This is a genomic window from Pseudoalteromonas sp. XMcav11-Q (genome assembly GCF_040104525.1).
Taxonomy (GTDB): Bacteria; Pseudomonadota; Gammaproteobacteria; order Enterobacterales; family Alteromonadaceae; genus Pseudoalteromonas.
In genome coordinates this window covers 193698-218207 of record NZ_JBECOX010000001.1, presented here as the reverse complement: position 1 = coordinate 218207, position 24510 = coordinate 193698, and the positions used below count along the sequence as shown (strand labels likewise).

The following is a 24510-nucleotide window of genomic DNA, read 5'->3' as shown; positions in this document are numbered from 1 at the left end:
ATGGAGCTGTTCCAAAGATATGTGAATTCATTATTTCTTTTTGATGGAAATGACTATGTTAGAGCAACTATGGCAAAGCATTACTGAACTCCCAGGCTACTTGTTCGATGCCAATAAAAGAGTGTATTTGCCATACTTGTTTAGTGCCATTTTGATGGCTGTTCCTGTTTATATCGCCACAGAAAAAGCGCGCTCTGGTAAAGGTTTTTTAAAGTTTCTGTTTCCCAAGCAAGTCTGGTGGTGCAAAAGCGCCAAGCTCGATTACTGTTTATTGATCACAAATCGGTTGATAAAGGCGGCGACGTTTACGCCTATCGTGTTGACTATGGTACCGGTGGCGCTAGGATTATCCGGTGGACTTGAAGCGCTCTTTGGTCCTGCGTTATATCTAGAAGCGCCAGAATGGGTAGTGATTGGACTATTTACGTTATTTTTGTTTATAGTCGATGACCTCACTCGATTCCTGCTGCATCTGATCCTACATAAAATCCCATTCTTTTGGGAGTTTCACAAGGTTCACCATTCTGCAAAAGTCCTGACCCCCTTTACCATTTATCGCTCACATCCCGTTGAAAGCTACCTGTACGCCTGTCGTATGGCATTAACTCAAGGAATTGTGGTTGGAGTAGGGTATTATGTATTTGGCAGCAGCTTGAGCATGTACGATATTCTGGGGGCGAATGCGTTTGTCTTTTTGTTTAATATTTTTGGGGCCAATTTAAGGCATTCACATATATGGCTGAGTTGGGGTGACAAGCTAGAAGATTGGTTTATTAGTCCTGCACAGCACCAAGTACATCACAGTGACAATCCAATCCATTTTGATACCAATTTAGGCTCAGCACTTGCCATTTGGGATCGTATGTATGGCTCGCTTATTAAAGCCTCGAGTGTGGGTCAAATTACCATTGGAGTTGGGCAATATGATGCGGGACATGATTCACTTACCGCGATTTACTTGAAGCCATTCAGGCAGGCTTGGAAAACCTTATTACCGAAGAAAAAAAGTAACCCACCACTTAAATCATCTCAGGGTGACTAGATCTTCACTATTCAGAACTACATATTTGCAATGAATTAATTTCGGTATGGGAGAGTTTTTCAAAGGTGAAGCTCGTGCTTGGAAGGGGAAAATAGGCTGACGACGGGCATTGTCAGCCTATGTGGGAGAGTAGGCTCCCTAAATCTTTACTAGTGTAGTTGTGATGAAGGCTTGCTGCGGAAAAAGCCTAGTTCATTTAACTTTTCAATTAGTTTTGGATCGTCCAACCGGTTCGGGGTTTCTTCATCCCTTAAATAGTGATCGTTTGGTACGGAATGCATATCGAGCATTTTATGAAATAGGATATTGCGAATTGCCAACGCTGTCATACCACCGTCCTGAATTGCATCCAGCCTTTCTTGGAGGTCTGAAAAAGGCGCAGCCTTGACGTCATCCACTACTGCAGAAAATTGACCATTAGATTTATTCTTAATCATAAAACCCCCAAAGGTATAGCTTGTTCACAATCCAGTGACACGATGTTCAAAAGGCATTTGGTATCAATTTTTTGTTCATAAAATAGATACTTACGCCATGTCCGATGTGATCAGTTTACTCTGAAGTGAGGGCAAATTACCATCTTGGATGTAAAGCTTTGTAAATCGAATAATGAGTGGAATGAAATAATAAGATGGACGTCTAGATGTAACACGATGATCTGAATATGAAAATAGTTCTCAGTACCAATTATGATACTGAGAACCAATACTAATTTAAGTAAATAATTTCTCTTTTACGTGTTCTGCAAAGCCACTACCCGCTTCTAAATAGAAGTTGTAGGTAGAATTCACACCCATTTCTTCTAATTCTTTCTGTTGATCTGGGTAGTTTGCAATGGCGGTAACTTGGCCGTTGTAGCCTGATGCTTTGAGCTGCTCGAGTGCATAAATATTCTGCATATGTTTAGGCATCGCGAGCATAACCATTTCTACTTCAGAATGATTTACACGCTGCCAAAAATCAGGGTCGGTTGCGTCAGCAGTTAATACCCTGCGCCCTCGGGAAACATGTTTTTCAACTACTTCAGGCTTAATATCTACACCAGCAACGGTATCTGGGAAGCTGGCCTGTATTGTTTCGTAAGCACCCGTTCCAATCCTTCCCATACCAAATATAACGATCTTGGTGTCGGTAAGATTTACCGGAAGCTCTTCTTCTAAACGGTCTTGGTTCTCAAACTTTAATAACCAAGGCTCTAATTTAACGTAGACCTCGTTCGAGCGTTTGTTGAGCGGAGACGCGATCACAAAAGTAATAGAAACAGCAATAGCAACTACTGCTAGCCAGTCAGGAGCAACCGCACCAGAAGCAGATGCAACGGCACACACGATAAGACCAAACTCGCTATAGTTAGTGAGTGTGAAAGCGCTCAATAGCGATGTACGAGCACGCAATTTGAACATATTGGTGAAGAGATAATAAAGTGAGACTTTAATCGGTAGAACAATTACCAGTAGAATCGCTATTAAAAGTGCGTCCAGTGTAATCGTGGCATTCAGACCAATATTCAAGAAAAAACCAACAAGCAAGATGTCTTTTACATTCAATAGTGATTTTGATAACTCACCGGCTTTTTTATGTGGGGCGAAAATCATACCCATGATCAGCGCACCGAGATCACCTTTTAGGCCCGCAAATTCAAAGGCATGATAACCTGCGACTAACGCAAAAAAGAAGCCAAAAAGAGGGAGTAGCTCACCATGCTTTGAGCGGCTTAATACCCAAAACATAGCTGGACGTACAAGCGGTAGCACCACAAGCAGTGCCAGTGCCCAAATATTGGGTACTTTGCCCGTACTGACGGCGAGAAAGATAACCGCAAAGATATCTTGCATAACCAAAATACCGATTGAGATTTTACCGTGAAGACTTGCCATTTCACCACGTTCTTCCAGCACTTTTACCGCAAAAACGGTACTGGAAAAGCTAAATGCAAAACCAACCAATAAAGCGCTTTGCCAGTCTAGGTCAGTAAATAAAGGTAGGCTCATCGCCCCTAGCATCAATAACAGGCTAGCGAAAAACGCTGTACTGGTAATAATATGCATACTCGCTGGTGCCCAAACCTGAGGCTTTATCAGGTTACCAACTCGTAATTTTAAACCTATGCTAAAAAGCAGCAGCGTTACACCAAGATCTGCAAGTTGAGTAAGTAAGTCTGTGGTTTTATGGCCAAGTAGATTTAAGACAAAGCCCGCCATCAAAAAACCAATCAAAGGAGGAAGCTTTAATTGATAAACAGAAAATCCGCATGCAAATGCGACAGCAAAATAGAGCAGTTCCATAACTTTAAATTTTTATCCAAGATATGAGCAGTGTACCAAAACCTCCTGATATATAAATTATAAATTTTCGCTGACAAGTTGGAAAAAATATGGTTATGATGCAGGTAAGGACATACCGGACAGGAGACGTAATGTTTAAGAAGATCCTAGCATCTGTCGGTATCGGTGCGGCAAAAGTAGACACTGTATTGGAAACAGAGCATTTGCACCCGGGACAGAAATTTCAAGCGCAAATTGTAGTAAAAGGCGGTGACGTTAGCCAAGAAGTAACAGGTTTAGAACTTGCGCTAATGACAAGAGTTAAGGTTGAAGGGGAAGACGGAGAATATTTTAGTAATCATGTTATTGACCGTTGGCGTGTAGGTAATAATTTCACGATAGGCCCAGGCGAAGAAAAAGTTATTCCTTTTGAAGCTCGACTTCATTCAGAAACACCAATCACAGAAATAAATGCGGGCTTCAACCGTTGTCATGTTTGGATTGAAACAGGCTTAGACATTGATTTAGCCATCGACCCATCAGACAAAGATGCTTTACACATTTATCCAAATGAAGCAGTGAAAGCATGTATGACAGCGATGGAGCGTTTAGGCTTCCATTTAGTGAAAGCGGATGTAGAAAAGGGCTATTTACGAGCGTCCGAGTTTCAGTCTGTTTCTGGTTGTTACCAAGAACTAGAATACCGACCAAACTCACGTGCATTATTTGGACTACAAGAAGTTGAGCTTTCGTTTGTACCTGAAGCACATCGAACTCATGTACTGATAGAGTTGGACAGAGCGTTTCGAGGGGATGGATACGTCGATCTCACAATTGAGCACGATCACGTCAATATCTCTCAATTGTGCGATCAGTTGGAGCGGCTGTTCTCATAATCACTTAATTTACTCTAAAACGCCCAGCTTTGTCTGGGCGTTTTTGTTTTAAGCATAACGATACCAATCAGTCTTAATAAAGCTAATTGGTATGACAGAGAAAAATATGAATTGGCAACTTAAAAGTTATGATGCGCTCACTAAAGATGAGCTTTTTGAGATTTTAAAGCTAAGGGTTGATGTATTCGTTGTAGAACAGGCATGTCCCTATCCAGAAATTGACGATACCGATAGGGCGCCTGAAACTCAACATCTGTTTTTGGTCAAAGATGAACAAATTTTAGCGTATGCACGTTGTTATAGAAAATCCGCAACTACTGCATCCATTGGCCGTGTTATTGTTTCGTCAACGCTGCGAGGGCAGGGCGTTGCACATGACCTTATGCATCGCGCGATTGCTTGTTGTGATACGGAGATTACTCATGAGAATCTAGTTATTTCTGCGCAGTGTTATCTAGACAAGTTTTATACGGGGCTCGGCTTTGTGAAGCAAGGTGAAGATTATCTAGAAGATGGGATCCCGCATCAGGATATGTTATTTGTGAAAAAGTAAAAGAGGCTATGCGTAGCCTCTTTTTATGAGCGAAATTATAGTGAATTTAAAAATACCGCAGCAATGGCAATTGGACAAACGAAGCGGATGTACCAAGGCCATACTTTCCAGAAGAAACTACTGCCAACTTCCGGGCATCCTGATTCAATTTCTTTAAGCAGTTTTGCTCTGTGCCAAATCCAACCGACAAATACACAGCACAGCATGCCAAGTAGTGGCTGACCAAACTTCGTTGTCAGGCTAACAATAAAACCGAACAGCGTCTCGATGTTTACCAAAATGGTGAAGCTCACGGCTGTTACCAAGGTGCCGATGATCCAGGTGGCCTGTACTCTGCCCAGTGCAAAACGTTCAACAGCATAGGAAACAGGCGCTTCTAACATCGAAATAGACGAGGTGAGTGCGGCAATACTCATCAGAGCAAAGAAAGCGAAGCTTACCACCAGGCCAATGCTACCCATGCTATCAAACAATGCTGGCAATACCTGAAACACTAAGGTGTCTTCATTTAGCAGTGAGCCGTCAGCTGCAAAAATCTCTACGCCTTGCGCTTGCGCGACATACATGGCGGGAATGATAAGTAAGCCGGCAACGAAAGCGATAAAAACGTCGATTAAGGTAACCATTGCGCCAAGTGAAACTAAATTCTCTTTTTTACTAATGTATGAGCCGTAAATGATCATCACGCTGGTACCAAGCGAAAGCGAGAAAAATGCTTGTCCTAGAGCATCAACGAGTAACTGTGGATTAAGCACAGAAGAAAAGTCAGGAACAAGATACACCTTAAGACCTTCAACAGCACCTTCTTGGGTTAATACATACGCAATTAACGAGAATAAAATACCGATAAGTGCGGGCATCAAACGCTTTGACCACTTTTCTATCCCGTTTTCTACGCCTTTACTAATAATGAGCACGGTGAGTGCAATAAAGGCGGCTGTAAAGACGATGTTGCGTGACATAGAGGAATCAGCAAGCCAAGATTGCACTTGAGTCATTGAGGCAACTTCCGCGATGGGCTCAAGTGTTGCGCTAAACATCCACCCTGCCACGATTGCATAAAAACTTAAAATAAGACCCGCACAAATTATACCGCCGAACCCGACAACAAAAGCAAGTTTACTTTGCCATGCTGTATTTGTTAGTTTGCGCAGTGAAGATACGGCATTTGCTTGGCCGTGACGACCAATGACGAGTTCTGCCATTAGTGCTGGATAGGCAAGACAAAAAGCCAAAACCAGATAAACTAAAACAAACGCAGCACCACCATTGGATGCCGTTTGTGTTGGAAAGCCCCAAATGTTTCCCAAACCTACCGCCGACCCTGCGGCGGCCATAATAAAACCAAAGCGAGAGCTGAACTCTCCTCGGACATTGCTCATAATTATTATACTTCTCTAAAAATTTCTAACGGCGCTGACAATCTACTGTAATTAAAAAGAAATAAAAAGAGTAAATTACCTTGATTTAGCGCAAGTTTTAGCCTGATATTTAGCCGTAATTAAGTTGTTGCACTCAAAAATCAAAGCTTAGCTTATAAGCTAATGTTTTCACGATTATTTCTATATGAGATAAGTCACCGTGTAGCGACTTATTTACAATAATTATTTTTCTTTACAGGGTAGCGAAAGCACAAATTTTGCGCCACCTAATCGCTCTGACTGGTTTACGGTGGCTGTACCATGATGCCAATCCATGACTTTTGCAACGATTGCAAGGCCTAAGCCGTAGCTTTTACCTGCACGGTTGCGGTGAGTTTGCTCTTGAAAGAAAGGACTAAAGACTTTATCCCAATTTTGTCTCGCGATCCCAGGGCCATCGTCTTCAACGGTAATAATGAGCCAATGCTCGGTATGGTGTGCACTTAATAACACACTGGCAGTGGCAAAGTCACAGGCATTGCTGATCAAATTACTTATCGCTCTTGCAAGCCAATGTAAGTCGCCATGGATCATTAATTGTTCAGGAATTTCTACGCGACCAGACAACTGGTTCTTTTGTAGCTTTGGTTGCATTTGCTGCATTAGATCTTGACCATAGCGAGATAGAGTCGTTACTTCATGTTTGAGTAAATGAGACTTTTGTTCAAGCGTCGCAAAAGATAGATAGCTCGAGAGCATGTCCTCCATTTGATCTAAATCTTTTTCCATGCGTGCTAAATAATCGTGAATGGCATCGATATCACTTTCATCTAAAGCTGCATCTAAGCCAAACCTTAAACACGCAACAGGTGTCCGAATGTCATGAGAAAGACTGGAGGCCATTAGCTTATTCTCAGCCATCAACTTCTCTATTTGGCTTGCCATTCGATTAAAGGTATTTTCCAAGTCGCGGATATAGGTGAAATGATTGGGGGCGATGCGCGCGCTTAGGTTACCGCTGGCAAAGTGCTTTGCTGCAGTATTGAGAACGATCAAACGTTTAACTAACGGAGAGAGAATGAACCATAATATTGCGCAAATTCCACCGTAGAAAAATAATGTTAGCAATACGTCGTAATCAGCCTGTTCAACCTGAGGTTGCCATTCAAGTTCAACGTAGTCAGGCGCCATTTTAGGGGTTGTTTTTAGAAGGTATACATTCTCGTTTTCTATTACTAACCCATCAGGTTGTAACATCCGTTGCTTTAACTCGAGCGGCATGGCTAGCGTTTCGCCATCTTTATAGCTAATGTTGATGTCAAATTGTTTGGCAATCAAAGCCGTTGCGTCTTCTCGTTTTCCCTGTTCAATATCTGCAACTTGCTTGGCAAGACCTGTAATCAGTTTGCTTTGCCACTCAAAACTATCTTCTAAGGGAGCGGTTTGCTGATTATAGGTGTCGATCACCCAACCCAGAGCGAAGATCGAAATTAACGCACCAGCGAGTAAGTAGATATAGAGTTTTTTCACGATATTAGCTTGCGACCTTCATTACCAAGCTGATGGTACGAGTAGATACCCTTTACCCCACACCGTTTTAATTTTTTCTGGGTTTTGAGGATCATCATTAAACTTTTTACGTAGGGCAGAAATGAGCACATCGACGCTTCTGTCGAGGCCGTCATATTCTCTCCCTTTTGTCGCTTTAAAAACCGCATCGCGAGAGACAACTTCACCAGCGTGACTGGCTAAAAATTGCAGTAGTAGGTATTCGGCACTAGAGACGATGACTTCTTGACCTGCAACACTGACTTTGCGAGCTTGAGTGTCGATACATAAATGTCCCACCACGAGTTCGTGATTGGCAGCTTGATGATCTTGTGGTTTTTCTTGTGCAGCGCGAACATTCGCTTTTATACGAGCGAGTAAGGCGCGAGGACGCACAGGCTTGATTACATAATCGCTAGCGCCAACTTCCAAACCGATGACTTCATCCATTTCTTCATCTTTGGCTGTGAGCATAATAACAGGCTTGCTATAAAACTGACGTAAGTCACGGCATACGCTGATACCGTCCTTACCGGGGAGCATAAGGTCAAGTAAAACAAGGTCGGGGTCTAGTGACTTAACACGTTCAACGACTTCATCACCGCGGTAGCAGCAATGTGTTTTGTAACCTTGATTATCAAGATATTCAGCGACCCATTGCGCTAATGAAGTGTCATCTTCAACCAATAAGATTGTGCCGTATTGCTCCATGTCTTTACTCCGAACTTTTTATTTTTCTGCGTCGAGTATAATTCTAAAAGCGTCATTGTCTGTAAATAAGTGTAGCGCCAGCCTGCAGTTGACCTCTGTCAAACTGGCGAGTACTTATGTTACTTAACGTTTAGCTTTTCAATTAAACTCTCGGCCAAGTGTTTTTGCATATCCGCTGTTAGCGCTGATACTTCGGTTTGGGTACATGCACCAGCGGTTTTCTCGAGCGGCGAAACCGTTTTAGTTACCTTGTAAGGAGGAATATCAACGGGCTTTTCGCCACGTTGACGGCGCGCCTCGTCGGTATTTTGGGCCACAATAAACGACAGTACATCGTGCTCGTTTTCTATTTTTTCCACTTCAGTAAATGTGAATTGTAAAGGGATCCCTTGAAATCCAGCGCTATCTACTGATGATTTGGCAAACCAGACAACATCTGACGAAGCTTGGTGTGCTAGGCGCATACTGACTGAAGCCACAATATTAGTGCATTGAAATGCTGGCGAATTTTGAGCAAGTTCAGCAATATGTGGATGTGGGTTTCTTGGCCTATCCAGTGCGTACGTTTTATTGGCTGCAAATTCCAAATCAAGTTGATGAATTGTTAGCGTGTAGTTTGCGTTTTTAGCTGCAACAACTTTCAGGCCTTTTTTCTCAAGTAAAGCAACAATCTGCTTTCTCAGTGTATCAGTCAAGCTTACCTTATCGGCATTGATGTAGACTGTGTCACCTTGAGCAAGTGGGTGAGCGGGCAATTGCACTGATTTAATTCGTGCAGAATTAAGTTCGGTACTATAGCTGATTTGATAAACAGACTTTTTTAGTAGTGGCTTCTTAGGTACATCTAACTTTGGCGCTAATGGCGCTGTGGTGACACATCCAAAAAGTAGACTTGTACATAGAGCTGCTAGCACTAAACGCATTAAAATACCTCAATTAAACAGTTATTTTCTTATATTTAGTGAGTTCCGCCAATTCATCATGTTAGTATGGCGGGCGAGTGTTAATGAAATGAGTCATTATGAAGTCGCTAATTCTCACATTAGTTTGTTTTTTTTGCATTAGTTATCCAAAAATAACGATTGCAAAAACCCCAAACCAGCAATGGTCACAATTTTTAAAGAGCTATTCTAAGCAAGTCGAGCGCAAACTAAAAGAAAAATCGGTGCCCGGTGCTGCTTTATCCGTCGTGCATGTCGAGCACGGCAGCTACGCAGAAGGTTTTGGCAAGACAAAAAGTCGACAAGGAAGTGTGGTCAACGAACAAACTCGCTTTCGCTTGGCATCGGTTTCAAAAACGTTTGCAGGAAGTCTAACGGCTAAATTAGCGAGCGAAGGGTATTTTAATATTGACGATCGAGTGGCCAGCTACTTGCCGCAAGTCGCCAAAGGTGATTATAGCCAACTTAAGCTCTATCATTTGTTAAGTCACTCGAGTGGCTTAGTGCCCAATGCCTACGATAATTTAATCGAGTCTCGCATGGACTACCCACAAATTGTTGAGCGCTTACTGCAAGTCAAAGCGTTATGTCAGCCCGGTGAGTGTTATGGTTATCAAAATGTCATGTTTAGCTTGATTGGAGATGTTATCGAGCAGGCGACGAATATCAGTTACAAAACTTGGATGGAAGAGTTTGTTTTCGCGCCACTTAATATGCATGACGCCGGCCTTGGCTACGAGCAAATGACAAAAAATGATAATTTTGCGTGGCCGCATGTCAGAGGGCGAAAGCGTTGGCATACCGCTAAATTAAAGCCGCATTACTATAAAGTACTCCCCGCAGCTGGTGTAAACGCTAGTGCTGCTGATATGGCGCAGTGGTTAAAAGCACAATTAGGTCTGTATCCAAGTGTTCTATCACCGGATGCTCTGAGTAAGCAATCAGTGCCGTATACGTTAACGAAACGAGAGCTACGCAGACGCGTTTGGCGTGGTCATGTAGAAGAAGCCTATTATGGACTTGGCTGGCGAATTTATCGTTACGATGGCAAATTGCTCTATTATCATAGTGGCTGGGTGCAAGGTTATCGTACCGATGTGGTGATTATTCCAGAGCTTGGTATTGGGTTTAGCCTACTGTTAAATGCAGAGAGTGGCATTATTAATCAGTTAACAAACGACTTTATTGTTGACGCATTGGCGCTTGAGAAGAAATTACTGCCTCAGGTGAGTGAGCAGGAAATTAAGAAAGTAAAAGCAGAAGAAGCGAGTTTATTACAAGAGATTGCGACGTCTTCTGGTGAAAACGTCGCAGACAACAAAGGTTAGTTACGAGGTAACTGGATCTTTTTGTCTTCGCTTTGGCGGTACAACACAATGATATGGCCAATGGTTTGTACTTTATGTGCATTTGTTTCACGAACAATTGCTTCAAAAATCAGTTTCTTAGTTTCACGATCATTGGTTGGTACTTTTACCTTGATAAGTTCGTGAATGTTCAGGTTTTGCTCAATTTCAGCCATGACGCCTTCGGTTAGGCCGTTTGCGCCTAGAAGAACAACTGGGTTTAAAGAATGAGCTAGCCCTTTTAGGAACTGCTTTTGTTTATTTGATAAGGTCATATTGATACAATCTTATTTATTAAAAGGCTTGAATTATCGATATTCTAACGCCATCTAGACAATATTACTAATGAGTTGTAGTTAATATGGCAAATAAAAAACATTCCGCCAGTTCGAAACGTTGGTTAAAAGAACACGTAGAAGACCCGTATGTGCATGAAGCCCAAAAACGTGGCTATCGTTCACGAGCGGTTTTTAAGCTGGAAGAAGTCCAGCAAAAGGATAAATTGATCCGTAAAGGAATGACGGTAGTTGATTTAGGGGCTGCTCCGGGGAGCTGGTCGCAGTATCTCGCAGAGCAGGTAGATATTGGCGGACAAGTTATTGCTTGTGATATCTTACCGATGGACTCATTAGCGGGTGTCGATTTCCTTCAGGGAGACTTCAGAGAAGAAGCGGTATTAAATGCATTATTGGATAGAATAAACGGCAAGAATGTTGATGTAGTTTTTTCTGATATGGCACCAAATATGAGCGGAAATATGTCAACCGATCAATCTGGCAGTATGTATCTGGTCGAGCTAGCATTAGATATGTGCCATCAAGTGCTAAAACCAAACGGTGCATTTGCGGTTAAAGTTTTCCAAGGAGAAGGCTTTGATCAATTTGTACAAGAGGTACGTAATTGTTTTAAGGTCGTAAAGATCCGTAAACCAAAAGCGTCTCGCCCTCGTTCACGCGAAGTATATGTAGTGGCGACGGGCTACAAACTGTAGTACAGTTGGAAAGCATCAAGTTGAATTTGAATTTTTTTGGATACAAGAGGTTAACTCCTTGAGCGATATGGCTAAAAATCTAATACTCTGGTTAGTGATTGCAGTAGTGCTAATGACTGTGTTCCAGAGCTTTAACGGTGGCGAACAGTATGATCGCCAAACGAGTTACACACAATTTGTAAAGGATGTGCGCAATGGCTCTGTAAGAGAAGTCAGTATTGATCGTCAAACCGGCGTGATTAGTGGCGTTCGTTCGAGTGGAGATCGTTTTCAAACAGTAATTCCATTAACTGATTTGGATTTGGTTAATGACTTACTTAAGAACGACGTAAATATCAAAGGTGTTGCACCGGAAGAGCAATCTTTCCTTGCGAATATCTTTATTTCTTGGTTCCCAATGCTATTGCTTATCGGGGTATGGATTTTCTTCATGCGCCAAATGCAAGGCGGTGGCGGCAAAGGCGCAATGTCGTTTGGTAAAAGTAAAGCTCGATTAATGAGCGAAGACCAAGTTAAGACAACATTTGCGGACGTTGCTGGTTGTGACGAAGCGAAAGAAGATGTTACTGAGCTAGTAGATTTCTTGCGTGACCCGTCAAAGTTCCAAAAGTTGGGCGGTAGCATTCCGAAAGGCGTGTTGATGGTTGGTCCTCCAGGTACGGGTAAAACCCTACTTGCTAAAGCCGTTGCTGGCGAAGCAAAAGTACCATTCTTTACCATTTCCGGTTCTGACTTCGTAGAAATGTTTGTTGGTGTTGGTGCATCTCGTGTTCGTGACATGTTTGAACAGGCAAAGAAAGCTGCGCCTTGTATCATCTTTATCGATGAAATCGATGCGGTAGGCCGTAAACGTGGCGCAGGTATGGGCGGTGGTCACGACGAGCGTGAGCAAACACTTAACCAAATGCTTGTAGAAATGGATGGCTTTGAGGGTAACGAAGGTATTATCGTTATTGCTGCTACTAACCGTCCTGATGTACTAGACCCTGCATTATTACGTCCTGGTCGTTTCGATCGCCAAGTCGTGGTTGGTCTTCCGGATATTCGTGGCCGTGAACAAATCTTAAACGTTCACATGCGTAAAGTGCCTTTAGACGATAATGTTGAAGCGTCTGTGATTGCACGTGGTACGCCGGGTTTTTCTGGTGCTGACTTAGCTAACCTTGTGAATGAAGCTGCACTGTTTGCCGCTCGTGGCAACAAGCGTAAGGTAAGTATGGCGGAATTTGACGCCGCGAAAGATAAAATCATGATGGGTGCTGAGCGTAAGTCCATGGTGATGAGCGAGCAAGAGAAGGAAATGACGGCTTATCACGAAGCCGGTCACGCGATTGTTGGTCGTTTAGTGCCTGAACATGATCCTGTATATAAAGTGTCGATTATTCCACGTGGTCGCGCATTAGGTGTAACAATGTATTTACCGGAGCAAGACCGTGTAAGTCATTCTAAGCAACACCTAGAATCTATGCTTTCGAGTTTATACGGTGGTCGTATCGCTGAAGCGCTGATTTACGGCGATGACAAGGTAACGACAGGCGCGAGCAACGATATTGAGCGCGCAACCGATATTGCTAAGAAAATGGTTACTCAGTGGGGCTTAAGTCCGAAACTTGGCCCACAGATGTACTTAGAAGAGCAAGGCGAGATGTACATGGGTGGTGGTTCTCACCGCATGTCAGGTATGTCAGATGAAACCGCTAAGCTTATTGATGCTGAAATTAAAGATTTCATTGATCGCAACTACCAACGTGCGGAGCAAATCCTGAAAGATAATATGGATATTCTTCACACGATGAAAGATGCGTTGATGAAATACGAAACGATTGATGCATTGCAGATTGATGATCTAATGGAGCGTCGTGATGTTCGTCCACCAAGGGATGCCCATGACATTAAGCCAGAGAAAAAAGCAGAATCTGCGAAAGTAACAGAAATAAAACCTGAGCCTAAAGCTGAAAAACCAGCAGAAGAGCAGTCAAACGACACATCATCAAACTCAGAGCTTGATGACAAATCGTAAGATTAGGTAGAATACGACAGCCCCGAGCAATCGGGGCTTTTTTGTATCAGTTGATATAAGTTTTATGACATTCGATGCGAGAACTTAAATCAACTGCTATAAGCCTTTCGTTATCACCAAACTTAGACTACAGAAAATAGGTATAGAATGTACGAGTTACGTTTACCCAAAGGGCGCACCCTTAGTTTAGATAAGCCTCAGGTAATGGGGATTTTAAATGTTACTCCCGACTCATTTTCTGATGGTGGACATTTTACTCACCTTGATAGCGCAATCGAGCAAGCAAATTTAATGCTTTCACAAGGCGCTACCATCTTAGACATAGGTGGAGAGTCCACTCGTCCCGGCGCGCCAGACGTACAATTAGAAGAAGAATTACAGCGCGTAATACCGATTATTAAAGCAATTCGCACACACTCTAACTGTGTGATTTCGGTAGATACCAGTAAAGCTGAGGTGATGAAACAAGCAATAGAGGCTGGCGCTGATATCATTAATGATGTTCGAGCGTTGCAAGAGCCTGGCGCGCTTGAAGTCGCAGCTCAATACAGTGATGTACCAATTTGTTTAATGCATATGCAAGGTCAACCTCGCTCAATGCAAAATAACCCTCACTATGATGACTTATTTTCAGACATCAGTCAGTTTTTCGAAGCTAGGATCAGTGCGTGCAAGCAAGCCGGGATTGATACCAATCGGCTGATTTTAGATCCTGGTTTTGGCTTCGGTAAATCTCTAGAGCATAACTTTCAGATATTAGGTGGGTTGGATAAGTTTCACGCTTTCAATTTGCCTATTCTGACAGGCCTCTCTAGAAAGTCCATGTTTGGACAACTACTCACTCGGGAAACGCATGAGCGCGTAGCTGCGAGTCTAGCTGGTGCATTGATATGTGCGCAGAAAGGCGCGCACATAATTCGTGTTCATGACGTAAAAGAAACAAGCGACGCGCTTAATGTATGGCTAGCGTCGGTCAATGGAGTTACTCAATGACAACAAGAAAGTACTTCGGTACGGATGGTGTAAGGGGCATGGTGGGCGAGTTCCCAATTACGCCTGAATTTGCAATGAAACTAGGCTGGGCGGCTGGAAAAGTGCTGTCTGAGCGTGGTACCAAAAAGGTAATTATTGGCAAAGATACCCGCATTTCTGGCTACCTTCTTGAAACCGCGTTAGAGGCTGGGTTAATTGCCGCGGGGATCAATGTGATTTTATTGGGGCCTATGCCGACACCTGCTGTTGCTTACTTGACGCAAACGTTCAGAGCTGAGGCTGGTATTGTGATCAGCGCATCTCATAATCCATACCACGACAATGGCATCAAGTTTTTTGGTGGCGATGGTAAAAAGCTCCCTGACGAGGTGGAACTTGCAATAGAAGCAAAGCTGGATGAACCGATGACGTGTGTCGCGTCCGAAAAACTCGGTAAAGCTAAGCGTCTAGAGAGTGCGGATGGTCGCTATATCGAATTTTGTAAAGGCCAGTTTCCTAAAGAGCTATCGCTTGAAGGGTTGAAAGTGGTGTTGGACTGCGCAAATGGCGCGACTTATCACATTGCACCAAGTGTCATGCGTGAACTTGGTGCGGATGTGATCACAACCGCATGTGAACCTAATGGTGTCAACATCAACGAAAAATGCGGTGCAACGCATGTCGAAGCGTTGAAAAAAGCCGTGCTTGAACATCAAGCGGATGTTGGTATTGCTTATGATGGTGATGGTGACCGAGTCATGATGGTCGATCACGACGGTCATGTATTTGATGGTGATGACATCGTCTATATTATCGCTTGTCAAGCTCATGCCGATGGCACATTAGGTGGCGGTGTTGTAGGTACGGTAATGTCTAACATGGGGCTCGAAAACGCCCTTAAATCACGCGGAATTGCGTTTGAGCGTAGTAAGGTCGGTGACCGCTATGTAATGGAGCTTCTTGGTGAGAAAGGCTGGAAAATCGGCGGCGAAAGTTCAGGTCACGTTTTAAATCTGGATCTGATCAGCACCGGTGATGGCATTGTCTCTAGCTTACAAGTGCTTGCTGCCATGGTTGCGCAGAATAAAACATTAAAAGATTTGGGTGAAGGTTTTAGCAAATACCCAATGAAGATGATTAATGTGCGCTATAGCACTAAAGATGATCCAACCGAGCAAGACGCTGTTAAAGCGGTTGTCGCTGAAGTTGAAACTCAGCTTGCCGGAAAGGGCAGAGTGCTATTGCGTAAATCTGGTACAGAGCCTGTGGTTCGCGTCATGGTTGAAGCTCAGCAACAGAAGCAAGTTATCGATTTTGCCCAAAAAATCGCTGAAGTTGTTGAATCTGTGAGCAATTAAACCAAAAGTTAAATTTATTTCTTGTAACTTCGGGTGAGTAGAGTTAGTATCTCACCCGCTTTCTACTGCGGAGTATCGTATGACAACTAGAAAGCAAATTGTTGCTGGTAACTGGAAAATGAATGGCTCTAAAGCCCTTGTTGACCAAATATCAGAAGCAGTAAGCAATCAAACATTTCAAGCAGATGTAATTGTTTTTCCTCCTGCCATGCTCATTGAGCAAGCAGCAAGTAAAGGGCTTACTGTCGGAACTCAAACTGTTTCGGAATATAAAGAAGGCGCATATACTGGAGAAATTCAGGCGTCCCTAGCAAAATCGCTAGGTGCAACATATACCTTAGTTGGTCACTCAGAGCGGCGAGCTATTTACGGCGAAAGCGATGAAGATGTTGCGAACAAATTTGCACATGCTCAAGAACAAGGTTTGACACCAATCTTATGTGTTGGTGAAACCGAAGAAGAAAGAGAAAATGGGCAGACAGAGCAAGTGGTTGCTAGGCAAATAAACGCAGTTATCACCAAATTAGGTGTAGCAGCGCTAACAAACTCTGTGATAGCATACGAACCTGTTTGGGCTATTGGTACTGGTAAAACAGCATCTCCTGAGCAAGCGCAAGCAGTACACAAATTTATACGTGATTTGCTTTCAGACAATGACAAGCAAATTGCACAATCACTGCAGCTCCTTTACGGTGGCAGTGTTAATGAACAGAACAGTGAATTGTTATTCGCACAAGACGATATAGACGGTGGACTTATAGGTGGCGCAAGCCTAAAACCTGAGAGTTTCGCAGCTATATGCAGAAGTGCAAAAGGATAAGTAAATGTACGAAATTCTAATGGTTGTTTACTTAATTGTGGCATTAGCATTAATTGGTATGGTGTTAATTCAACAAGGTAAAGGCGCAGATATGGGCTCTTCGTTTGGTGCAGGTGCATCGGCGACAGTTTTCGGCTCATCAGGCGCAGGTAACTTTATGACCAAGACAACAACAATCTTAGCAACGATATTCTTTGTACTAAGTATTGTTCTAGGTAACCTAACTACGGGTCAGATTAAAAAGACTAATGAGTGGGAAAACTTAGAGGCACCAGCTGCTGCAACAACAGTTCCAGCAACAAATGATGTGCCAGCGACAGAAGAAAATCCAGCTTCTGACGTACCTAATTAATCATTAGGAAATACACCGAATTTGCGAATGTGGTGGAATTGGTAGACACGCCATCTTGAGGGGGTGGTGGCTTCGGCCGTGGGGGTTCAAGTCCCCCCATTCGCACCAAATAAAAAAACCAGCTTAGGCTGGTTTTTTTTCGTCTGCCGTTTGCCACTAAGCCTAATACCAATTAGTCTTATCATTCACAGCTTCGCTAATAGAAGCTATTTCAAACACACTAAAACCACGGCAAAAACCTAGGCTGAAGTTTCACTTTAGTAACATATAATCCTGCTATCTAGTATAATCAATTGTTCTGTAACGATTTTTTATTAAAATTAATTTTCTAATATTGGTTTTATTATGGTTACAAAAACCCTAAAAGTAATTTTTATTAAATAAATATTTCAATTTACTCTGGTTGTGACTATAATACCCCTCCAGAGGAAAGAGATGCCCCTAGTGCATCTTTTTTTATGCCCAAAATTTGTAGTGTTTAAGTCTATTTAGATTTAACGGATTACTGGGCTAGAGGTAATGACACTTAGCTTGTTACTTCTCTAGTTGCGACCTCTCGCAACTAGCACACACACGGTGATTCCTTTGGAGATTATATGATTACAGTTTTACCTCGCCTTGGTTTATCTGCGATTTCAGCTGCAGTGTTAGCAGCAGTAGCCCTTCCTAGTACAGCATTGGCTGAACAAGCTAATGTAGAGCAAGAAAAACAAGTTTTTGAAAAAATAGAAGTGACTGCTCGTAAACGTACTGAAAGCTTGTTCGAAACGCCTACTGCAATTACTTCTATCGGTGCTAGCGATATTGATAAAGCCAATATCAGTAATCTAGACGATATTGGTAAGTTCGTTCCAAACTTAAATATTACTCGCTATGGTGTAGGTAACGCTGCACATGCTTCTGTATTTATCCGTGGTATTGGTCTACAAGACCATGTGATCACAACGGACCCAGGTGTTGGTGTTTACGTTGATGGCGTATACCTTGGCCGTCAGATGGGTTCTAACCTTTCACTGCCCAATGTTGAACGCGTAGAAGTGCTACGTGGTCCACAAGGTACACTGTACGGCCGTAACACATTAGGCGGTGCGGTAAATGTGATCACTAAACAACCTGGCGCTGAAGAAGTTGCACGCGTTGAAGCTAAAATAGGTTCTCGCGGTCGTTTAGCGACTGATCTTTATACCAGCCAGACGTTAACAGACACACTGAGCTTTTCTGCAAGTGCTTCTTATAAAGAGCGCGACGGTGTAGGTAAAGCAATCAACTTAGCAAATCCTGAAAAGGAAATCGGCGAAGAGCAAGAGTTTAGTGGCCGTTTAGCACTTAGATGGCAAGCAACGAATGATTTAGTTGTCACCGCTGCATTTGACGGCGTTGAGAACGAGTCTGGTCAATCACCGTATACTATCGAATTAACAGATCCACTTGACTCAAATGACCCTTTCAATGGTGACTTCCCATTGCTAGATGAATCTATGTTGCCAAACAATCCTGATGATTTGGCAACAACGGTTGCTGGCATTGAAAGCACAGATTATTCTGGTTGGGGTGGGTCAGTGACTGCTGATTGGCAAGCAAGTGATGTTTACTCTGTTAAATTTATCGCAAGCAAGCGTAGTTCTGAATATACCGGTGGCCTAGATGACGATGCGGTAGCACTTAATCTATCTGAATTCCCAGAAGAGGGCGGTGCAGATCAGTACTCATTTGAACTACAACTAAACGGTACTTATGACTCTTGGGATTTTGTATCGGGTCTTTATTACTTTAACGAAGACGGTTTTACCAGCTCTGGTCCGTTCGTATTTAGCCCGTGGAACACGCCAAATGGCTTATTAAACGATGGTCAGACAGCTTCTTTTGGTGACTACGGTTACTTTGATATCAACCAAGAAACCGATGCCTATGCGGCTTACATCAATGCAAGCTTTGACGTGACTGAGCTGTTCAGCATAGGTGGTGGTTTACGTTACTCTGAAGACAAAAAAGAGGCAAACGCACTATTCCCAAGCTTTGGTGCTCGTAAATATGTAAGCGCAGACTTTGACGAAGTGACGTGGGACGTGAATGCGTCATACCAGTTAACTCGTGACATCAATGTTTACGCGCAGGTCCAAAAAGGGTACCAAAGTGGCGGCTTCCCACCACGTCCATTTGGTGGTCCAGATCAATTCGCTGCGTTTGATGAAACTAAAGCGATTAACTACGAAATCGGTTTCAAAGGCCAAGTGCATGACAACGTATCTATGATGGTTGCTGCATTTGTAACGGATTACACCGATCTGGCGCTACCTTTCAACGACCCGACTGCTGGCGGTGGTTTCGTCACTATCGTGGAAAATGCAGGTGAGTCGAAAGCACAAGGTATTGAACTTGAAACGACAATCGCAATTACTGATGATTTCTCAGTACGCAGCTCAATCGGTTACCTAGACTCAGAAATTACCCATGTTGATGAAGGTGTTATTGGTATTGGTAAAGGCGATGCGCCAGCACTCACACCTCGATGGACTGTGATGGTCGCACCATCTTACTTCCATGACTTAGAGCATGGTGCAACGATTGCAGTTAACGCAAGCTACTCGTACCGCTCAGACATGCAAGGTCAGTCTGTAACACGAGCAAGCGAGCATATTGATTCTCGCGAATTGTTAGGCTTTAACATCTCATACACCAACGCTGAAGGTGATATGGAAGTAACGCTATACGGTGAAAACGTGCTAAACGAAGTGTACGATGTAGGTCGTCTACAGCAAAGTGGCTTTGTTGGTGTCATGCGCAGCAATGACCGCAGTGAGTTTGGTATTAAGTTCAAAAAAGAGTTCTGGTTAGATTAATCCAACCCTAGCTTGAATATAGAAAAAGCCGTTTAGTTTTTAGCTAAGCGGCTTTTTTATTGTAGCTACCCCGTCCTAAATTATGTGGCAACATATCAAACTCATTCAGAATACGTAAAATAATTGATATAGCTGCTTGTTTACATTGTAGTTGACCTATGGGAGTTTAGTGATAGGCGGTATTTCTAGCCCAGTTTTTAGTCGTGTTGAGCTAATCATATCGCGGTTTTAATTAACTATGATTGTTTACTATAACGTGAAGACTATTCGCGACGTCGAGTCTATTTGAGCGTTGATATTTTAAATATAATTAAGGAGAAGAAGTTGAGCAATACTATGTTAGAGGAAGGAAAGGAGATCCTAGCACAGCAGTCTTTTAGTTTGTTGTTGGGCGCTGAGTTGGAGGTGTTTGAGGTTGGCGTTGCTGAGTTAAGTCTCGCTATTCGGGATGATCTTAAACAAAACTATGGTTTTGCACATGGCGGCGTGGTTAGCTATCTAGCTGATAATTGTATTACTTTTGCTGGTGCATCGGTGCTGGGCAGCTGTGTTACCTCAGAGTATAAAGTGAATTATGTTAGACCCGCTATTGGCGATAAGCTAATTGCGAAGTCAACCGTGTTGTATTCGGGTAAACGTCAGGCGACATGCGAATGTAAGGTATATGCGCAAAGCGGTGACGAAGAAAAGTTGGTGGCGGTTTCTCTTGGCACAATAACTAAGGTTTAGGGTAGCAGGCGGTGTTCTGAAGTGTATTTGATTAGGTCTTTTTAGCGCTACCAGCCTCAGGTATTTGATATAAGCGGGCAGCGCTATGTTAAACGCTTAGTTACAGCAACTAGAACGTATACGCAACGCTAAACTTTACACTCCTTGGCATGATATAGCGGCCGTTAGGTGAATCTGGGTTACGTGGATCCCCCTCGGTGATCCCTTGTTTATCAGTAAGATTATCTACCGCTAGTTGTAATTTTACGCCCTCTGTTGGCTCTACGATAAGGCCAATATCAAGCTTTTCGTAGCCCTCTAACACGACAGTGTTTTCATTATCGCCAAAACGGTCATCTACAGCTGAGAGTGTGCCATACAAGGTGGCATACATACCTGACATTTCAAAGTCGTAGCTTGGTGTAACGCGCAGCATCCAATCTGGTTGGCGCTGTGCTTTATTTCCCTCATTTGTTGGGCTTTCAGTAATTTCAGTGTCTTGCCAAGTGGCATTCAAGTTTATCGATAAACCCGATTCATGGTTGTAGCTGTAATCAAGTTCTACACCGGTTGCTTCATTGGTTAGAATTTCCGCAGGTATACCAGGGCGTCTTACAAACGTGTCGCCTTTTACTTCGTTGGTAAATAAAGTAACAAAGAGGTCGCCGGTTTCACCCATATATTTATAGCCAAGCTCAGCTTGTGTGACTTCTTTAATCAGCGACTCGCCCGATTCATAGGTGCTATAGTTGTCTCTGAAGTCGTCGAAATAAGGCATTTTGTAGCCTTTGTTCATACGCACAAAAACACCTGAATCTAAGCTCAAACTATAGTCAGCGCCTAAGGTCCATGAAGTCTTGCGCTCATCATAGTCAACCGCTTTTGTGATCACTCCGTCTAAATCTTCATCTACAGAGTATTCTACCTCGTGCTGCTCACTACGCAGGCCTAAGTCTAATTTAAGCGCTTCAGTAGCTTGGTAACTATGAGTGGTATAAACTGCCCATGTCGTGGCATCACCAGAACTGTTAATGTCGTAGTTGAAGGCGCAACCGGCAACATCGCTATTACACGCGATACCATTCAATGCTTCGCCACCTTGTTCCAAAACGTGGTAGGCGGTATTGCCTAAGCTCCACCAGTCTTTTGCAGAAGTAGTTGCTGTATAAATACCAAAGGCACTTGACCAATCACCAAAGGTTTTGCTTAAGGCTAAGTCATTGGTGAAAGCTTCGATATCTTTTAATACAACCCAGCGACCATATTGTTGTACCATGGTATCACCCGCGTATTCATCGCCCGTGACGCTACCTGTTGCGGTTTCACCATTGTCCGCCACTTCACTTAAACGCATGGCACTGCCAGCAGGCACAAGGCCTAGTGTATTTGCATCGCCTTGCGTTAAGCTAAAGCGGTCATTTAACTGCCAACCATTTTTGAATTCTACTTTTAAGCTACCTCCAGAAACATGGCCTTTCCAGCCGCGACCATCACCCATATCTACGCTCATCGGTGCATTTTCATCACCGACATAAATAATGGCTTTGCGATTATTCGTTCCCAGCTGAGTAAAGCCCGCATCCACACCCTCAACATTAAGTGGGGTTGGCAGATACCATGCGCCTCTGTCATCAGTTTGACGGGTATAAAGGTTAAATTCACCATCAGCAAACTCTTTGGTTAGGTTTATGGTAAATTGATGGCCTTTTTCTGAGGTAAAGCCCGCATCACGGATCCCAGAAGAGCGTTTGATATAGCCGCCAACCATGTAGTAAAGATTATTGGAGATCTCACCACTTAACACGCCGTCAATGCGGTTAAGACCATAGTCTGTGGTGGTATATTTAAACGTCCCTTCGGTGTCGGCTTGGCCGCGTTTAAGTTGAAAGTTAGTTGTTAAGCCCGGCTGACCATTAGACACCACGGGGTTTGGTCCACCACGCAGGCCTTCCATCATACTGATGGTTTCATCGAGTCTGAAAATCGAGGTGTTTTCTAAAAATGAGAGCGTTGGCGCGGGATATATAGGACTGCCTTGCAAACTAACCGTTAAGAATGGTGCATCCCCACCGCCTGGAAAGCCGCGAACAAAAACGTTGGCACCGGATTCACCTCCTGAACTTTCAACCCAGATCCCAGGCACCGCTTTAAGCAAGTCAGCGGTACTTTTGGGGGCGAGCTTATCAATTTGCACGGCATCGATGTTAGTCACAGCAAAGCTTGCATCAATTTTTCTGATCCCTGCGCCACCAGGTGTACCTGAGACAATGATGGTTTCTACTTTTTCTTTGTTATTGTTCGGTTGTTGTTCAGCCTGAGCTGATGCGCTTAACGCAAGCGTTATAGCTGCAGCGATCAAGCTTAAGGAGTTAGTTTTTATCACGGCTAAAGCCCTCTTGTTGTTGTCATAGACTGGTATTTAACGACTGTCTATTTTTTAAAATAGATCTTAATGCAAACGTTTGCAATGATGTTGTTTAAAAATTTGTCATAAAATGATGGAAGGCGTTACAAATTTACAGTGATTGCTTATCTTTTCTGCTTGGTTAGGGTAGGAGATTCAATTAGTTATGGTTTAAGTATCAAAAAATTGTAAGAATAGCGATGTAATAACGTGTGCTAAGAAGGGGTTTGCGATGGGAACAACACAATTAAAGCTATCGGATCTAGCAAGGCTAGCTGGAGTCTCTACCTCCACAGCTTCCCGTGCACTCAATGATAACCCTCTGATAAAAAAGGAAACTCGAGAGCGCATTCAGGCGCTTGCAAAAGAGCATCACTTTAGCGTTAACGCGGCGGCTAGTCGCTTACGGATGCAAAAAACCAAAGTCATTGCCGTTATTATCAATCTCGAAGCCGAAACCAAACAATCCGTCGACGACCCATTTTTACTTAAAGTAGTGAGCGATATTAATCGTGCGGTGAACCGAAAAGGGTACGAGTTATTACTCTCTAATTCTTATATGGCAGGGGAAGACTGGCATGGTTATTTTATTTCTGGCCGTCGAGCCGATGGAGTTATCGTTGTCGGGCAAGGCAAGGAGCAAGCACGAATTGAACGTGCTGCAAGAGCTGGCACGCCGATCGTGGTATGGGGCGACCCTAAAACTTCTGCAAATTATCCTATCGTTGGGAGTGACAATTTTATTGGTGGCCTTAGCGCAACGGAGCACTTAATTACCAAGGGAGCGTCTAAACTTCTATTTTTGGGCGATCCGGGTCATGCCGAACTCGGTGAGCGCTATCGCGGATTTTGCCATGCGGTGGAAAAAGCCAAGGTAGAAGCGCAAATGATTAAAATCGACATTACTTCAGAGGCTGCCTACGCGAGTATAAACGCTTTGTTGCGAGCACAAGGATTAACCTTTGATGGGATCTTTGCATGTAGTGATATGGTCGCGCTTGGAGCATTAAAAGCGCTAAAAGAGCGTTACGTTAGCGTACCAAATGACGTACGAATAGTCGGATTTGACGACATAGCCATGGCACAGATCAGCTTCCCTGCGCTATCTACGATTAAACAAGACACCAATGCAGCGGCACAGTTATTGGTGGAAAAGCTGCTCTCTCAGCTAAGTGGTGAAACATGTGCTTCTCAAGAGGTGCCGTCATTATTAGTGATCAGACAGTCTAGTTAACCTGAATACGGGATAACAACTTGTTCTCTAGCAGCTGCTATCCCATGCTACTGCGTTAAATTTGCTTGCAATAGGCCAGCTATTGACGCACAAATTTGCCTTGTATTAAGAAATAACTTCTGGCTAGAGTGATATTACGCTTTTGAGCT

The 24510-nt window shown here is 43.3% G+C and carries 21 protein-coding genes and 1 tRNA gene; 14 read left to right on the top strand and 8 right to left on the bottom strand.

All coding sequences use genetic code 11. The annotated features are described in order from the left end of the window. Positions 1-55: 55 nt before the first annotated feature. A complete protein-coding gene (locus ABMY45_RS01035) occupies positions 56-1042 on the top strand; it encodes a sterol desaturase family protein (protein WP_349288295.1) in 987 nt (328 codons plus the stop codon). Between the two features lie 149 nt (positions 1043-1191). Here ABMY45_RS01035 and ABMY45_RS01030 read toward each other — a convergent pair whose 3' ends face one another. Together ABMY45_RS01030 and ABMY45_RS01025 are read right to left on the bottom strand one after the other, a co-directional pair. Then, positions 1192-1479, bottom strand: a complete 288-nt coding sequence (locus tag ABMY45_RS01030) for a hypothetical protein (protein ID WP_088530338.1) — start codon at positions 1477-1479, stop codon at positions 1192-1194. A gap of 276 nt (positions 1480-1755) precedes the next feature. After that, positions 1756-3327 (bottom strand): cation:proton antiporter family protein, encoded by a 1572-nt coding sequence (locus ABMY45_RS01025; protein ID WP_010605089.1) that lies wholly within the window; start codon positions 3325-3327, stop codon positions 1756-1758. A 131-nt stretch (positions 3328-3458) separates the two neighbouring features. On the opposite strand from ABMY45_RS01025, the gene ABMY45_RS01020 reads away from it, so the two are divergent. Both ABMY45_RS01020 and ABMY45_RS01015 read left to right on the top strand, forming a co-directional pair. After that, the gene (locus ABMY45_RS01020; RefSeq protein WP_010605088.1) at positions 3459-4202 is read left to right on the top strand and encodes a sporulation protein; all 744 of its coding nucleotides are present in this window, start codon (positions 3459-3461) and stop codon (positions 4200-4202) included. A 106-nt stretch (positions 4203-4308) separates the two neighbouring features. Continuing rightward, positions 4309-4755 (top strand): GNAT family N-acetyltransferase, encoded by a 447-nt coding sequence (locus tag ABMY45_RS01015; RefSeq protein ID WP_349288396.1) that lies wholly within the window; start codon positions 4309-4311, stop codon positions 4753-4755. A 35-nt stretch (positions 4756-4790) separates the two neighbouring features. Here ABMY45_RS01015 and ABMY45_RS01010 read toward each other — a convergent pair whose 3' ends face one another. The 4 genes from ABMY45_RS01010 to ABMY45_RS00995 all read right to left on the bottom strand — a co-directional run bounded on the left by ABMY45_RS01010 (position 4791) and on the right by ABMY45_RS00995 (position 9298). Next, positions 4791-6137, bottom strand: coding sequence for a sodium-dependent transporter (locus ABMY45_RS01010; RefSeq protein ID WP_102057009.1), 1347 nt, complete (start codon positions 6135-6137; stop codon positions 4791-4793). Positions 6138-6359: 222 nt separating this feature from the next. Continuing rightward, on the bottom strand, positions 6360-7646 hold the full coding sequence (locus ABMY45_RS01005; protein ID WP_174168691.1) for a HAMP domain-containing sensor histidine kinase: 1287 nt from the start codon (positions 7644-7646) through the stop codon (positions 6360-6362). Positions 7647-7667: 21 nt separating this feature from the next. Continuing rightward, positions 7668-8375 carry a response regulator gene (locus ABMY45_RS01000; protein WP_010605084.1) on the bottom strand — a complete coding sequence of 236 codons (708 nt, stop codon included), beginning with the start codon at positions 8373-8375 and terminating at the stop codon, positions 7668-7670. Between the two features lie 119 nt (positions 8376-8494). Further along, on the bottom strand, positions 8495-9298 hold the full coding sequence (locus ABMY45_RS00995) for a hypothetical protein (protein ID WP_010605083.1): 804 nt from the start codon (positions 9296-9298) through the stop codon (positions 8495-8497). A 98-nt stretch (positions 9299-9396) separates the two neighbouring features. Here ABMY45_RS00995 and ABMY45_RS00990 point away from each other — a divergent pair, with 98 nt between their 5' ends. Then, positions 9397-10644 (top strand): serine hydrolase domain-containing protein, encoded by a 1248-nt coding sequence (locus tag ABMY45_RS00990; RefSeq protein WP_010605082.1) that lies wholly within the window; start codon positions 9397-9399, stop codon positions 10642-10644. Here ABMY45_RS00990 and yhbY read toward each other — a convergent pair. After that, positions 10641-10937, bottom strand: coding sequence for a ribosome assembly RNA-binding protein YhbY (gene yhbY, locus ABMY45_RS00985; RefSeq protein WP_010373854.1), 297 nt, complete (start codon positions 10935-10937; stop codon positions 10641-10643). The genes ABMY45_RS00990 and yhbY overlap by 4 nt on opposite strands. An 86-nt stretch (positions 10938-11023) precedes the next feature. Here yhbY and rlmE point away from each other — a divergent pair, with 86 nt between their 5' ends. The 9 genes from rlmE to ABMY45_RS00940 all read left to right on the top strand — a co-directional run bounded on the left by rlmE (position 11024) and on the right by ABMY45_RS00940 (position 20744). Then, positions 11024-11653 (top strand): 23S rRNA (uridine(2552)-2'-O)-methyltransferase RlmE, encoded by a 630-nt coding sequence (gene rlmE / locus ABMY45_RS00980; RefSeq protein WP_010605081.1) that lies wholly within the window; start codon positions 11024-11026, stop codon positions 11651-11653. A gap of 67 nt (positions 11654-11720) precedes the next feature. After that, positions 11721-13673, top strand: coding sequence for an ATP-dependent zinc metalloprotease FtsH (gene ftsH / locus ABMY45_RS00975; RefSeq protein WP_102057007.1), 1953 nt, complete (start codon positions 11721-11723; stop codon positions 13671-13673). Positions 13674-13820: 147 nt separating this feature from the next. After that, positions 13821-14666, top strand: a complete 846-nt coding sequence (gene folP / locus ABMY45_RS00970) for a dihydropteroate synthase (protein ID WP_045987617.1) — start codon at positions 13821-13823, stop codon at positions 14664-14666. Further along, positions 14663-16003 carry a phosphoglucosamine mutase gene (gene glmM / locus ABMY45_RS00965; RefSeq protein ID WP_010373858.1) on the top strand — a complete coding sequence of 447 codons (1341 nt, stop codon included), beginning with the start codon at positions 14663-14665 and terminating at the stop codon, positions 16001-16003. Before folP ends, glmM begins: the two co-directional genes overlap by 4 nt. A gap of 79 nt (positions 16004-16082) precedes the next feature. Next, entirely contained in the window at positions 16083-16823 is a 741-nt protein-coding gene (gene tpiA / locus ABMY45_RS00960) for a triose-phosphate isomerase (protein WP_206470976.1), read from the top strand. Positions 16824-16827: 4 nt separating this feature from the next. Continuing rightward, positions 16828-17175: a preprotein translocase subunit SecG gene (gene secG / locus ABMY45_RS00955; protein WP_010373860.1), complete on the top strand. Its 348-nt coding sequence runs from the start codon at positions 16828-16830 to the stop codon at positions 17173-17175. 23 nt (positions 17176-17198) lie between these two features. Next, a tRNA-Leu gene (locus ABMY45_RS00950) sits at positions 17199-17283 on the top strand. A gap of 488 nt (positions 17284-17771) precedes the next feature. After that, positions 17772-20015, top strand: a complete 2244-nt coding sequence (locus tag ABMY45_RS00945) for a TonB-dependent receptor (RefSeq protein WP_206470975.1) — start codon at positions 17772-17774, stop codon at positions 20013-20015. 324 nt (positions 20016-20339) lie between these two features. Beyond that, positions 20340-20744: a PaaI family thioesterase gene (locus tag ABMY45_RS00940; protein ID WP_010373862.1), complete on the top strand. Its 405-nt coding sequence runs from the start codon at positions 20340-20342 to the stop codon at positions 20742-20744. A gap of 109 nt (positions 20745-20853) precedes the next feature. Here the strand turns inward: ABMY45_RS00940 and ABMY45_RS00935 are convergent, their stop codons facing one another. Further along, positions 20854-23106 (bottom strand): TonB-dependent receptor, encoded by a 2253-nt coding sequence (locus ABMY45_RS00935; RefSeq protein WP_349288294.1) that lies wholly within the window; start codon positions 23104-23106, stop codon positions 20854-20856. A 253-nt stretch (positions 23107-23359) separates the two neighbouring features. Here ABMY45_RS00935 and ABMY45_RS00930 point away from each other — a divergent pair, with 253 nt between their 5' ends. Then, on the top strand, positions 23360-24361 hold the full coding sequence (locus tag ABMY45_RS00930; protein WP_235367662.1) for a LacI family DNA-binding transcriptional regulator: 1002 nt from the start codon (positions 23360-23362) through the stop codon (positions 24359-24361). Positions 24362-24510: the final 149 nt, after the last annotated feature.

Coding starts and splice junctions, on each gene's coding strand:
- ABMY45_RS01000 (WP_010605084.1), bottom strand. CDS start 8,375: ATGGAGCAATACGGCACAATCTTATTGGTTGAAGATGACACTTCATTA.
- ABMY45_RS00945 (WP_206470975.1), top strand. CDS start 17,772: ATGATTACAGTTTTACCTCGCCTTGGTTTATCTGCGATTTCAGCTGCA.
- ABMY45_RS01025 (WP_010605089.1), bottom strand. CDS start 3,327: ATGGAACTGCTCTATTTTGCTGTCGCATTTGCATGCGGATTTTCTGTT.
- rlmE (WP_010605081.1), top strand. CDS start 11,024: ATGGCAAATAAAAAACATTCCGCCAGTTCGAAACGTTGGTTAAAAGAA.
- ABMY45_RS00995 (WP_010605083.1), bottom strand. CDS start 9,298: ATGCGTTTAGTGCTAGCAGCTCTATGTACAAGTCTACTTTTTGGATGT.
- tpiA (WP_206470976.1), top strand. CDS start 16,083: ATGACAACTAGAAAGCAAATTGTTGCTGGTAACTGGAAAATGAATGGC.
- ABMY45_RS01020 (WP_010605088.1), top strand. CDS start 3,459: ATGTTTAAGAAGATCCTAGCATCTGTCGGTATCGGTGCGGCAAAAGTA.
- ABMY45_RS01015 (WP_349288396.1), top strand. CDS start 4,309: ATGAATTGGCAACTTAAAAGTTATGATGCGCTCACTAAAGATGAGCTT.
- glmM (WP_010373858.1), top strand. CDS start 14,663: ATGACAACAAGAAAGTACTTCGGTACGGATGGTGTAAGGGGCATGGTG.
- ABMY45_RS01010 (WP_102057009.1), bottom strand. CDS start 6,137: ATGAGCAATGTCCGAGGAGAGTTCAGCTCTCGCTTTGGTTTTATTATG.
- ABMY45_RS01035 (WP_349288295.1), top strand. CDS start 56: ATGTTAGAGCAACTATGGCAAAGCATTACTGAACTCCCAGGCTACTTG.
- ftsH (WP_102057007.1), top strand. CDS start 11,721: ATGGCTAAAAATCTAATACTCTGGTTAGTGATTGCAGTAGTGCTAATG.
- ABMY45_RS00930 (WP_235367662.1), top strand. CDS start 23,360: ATGGGAACAACACAATTAAAGCTATCGGATCTAGCAAGGCTAGCTGGA.
- secG (WP_010373860.1), top strand. CDS start 16,828: ATGTACGAAATTCTAATGGTTGTTTACTTAATTGTGGCATTAGCATTA.
- yhbY (WP_010373854.1), bottom strand. CDS start 10,937: ATGACCTTATCAAATAAACAAAAGCAGTTCCTAAAAGGGCTAGCTCAT.
- ABMY45_RS01030 (WP_088530338.1), bottom strand. CDS start 1,479: ATGATTAAGAATAAATCTAATGGTCAATTTTCTGCAGTAGTGGATGAC.
- ABMY45_RS00990 (WP_010605082.1), top strand. CDS start 9,397: ATGAAGTCGCTAATTCTCACATTAGTTTGTTTTTTTTGCATTAGTTAT.
- folP (WP_045987617.1), top strand. CDS start 13,821: ATGTACGAGTTACGTTTACCCAAAGGGCGCACCCTTAGTTTAGATAAG.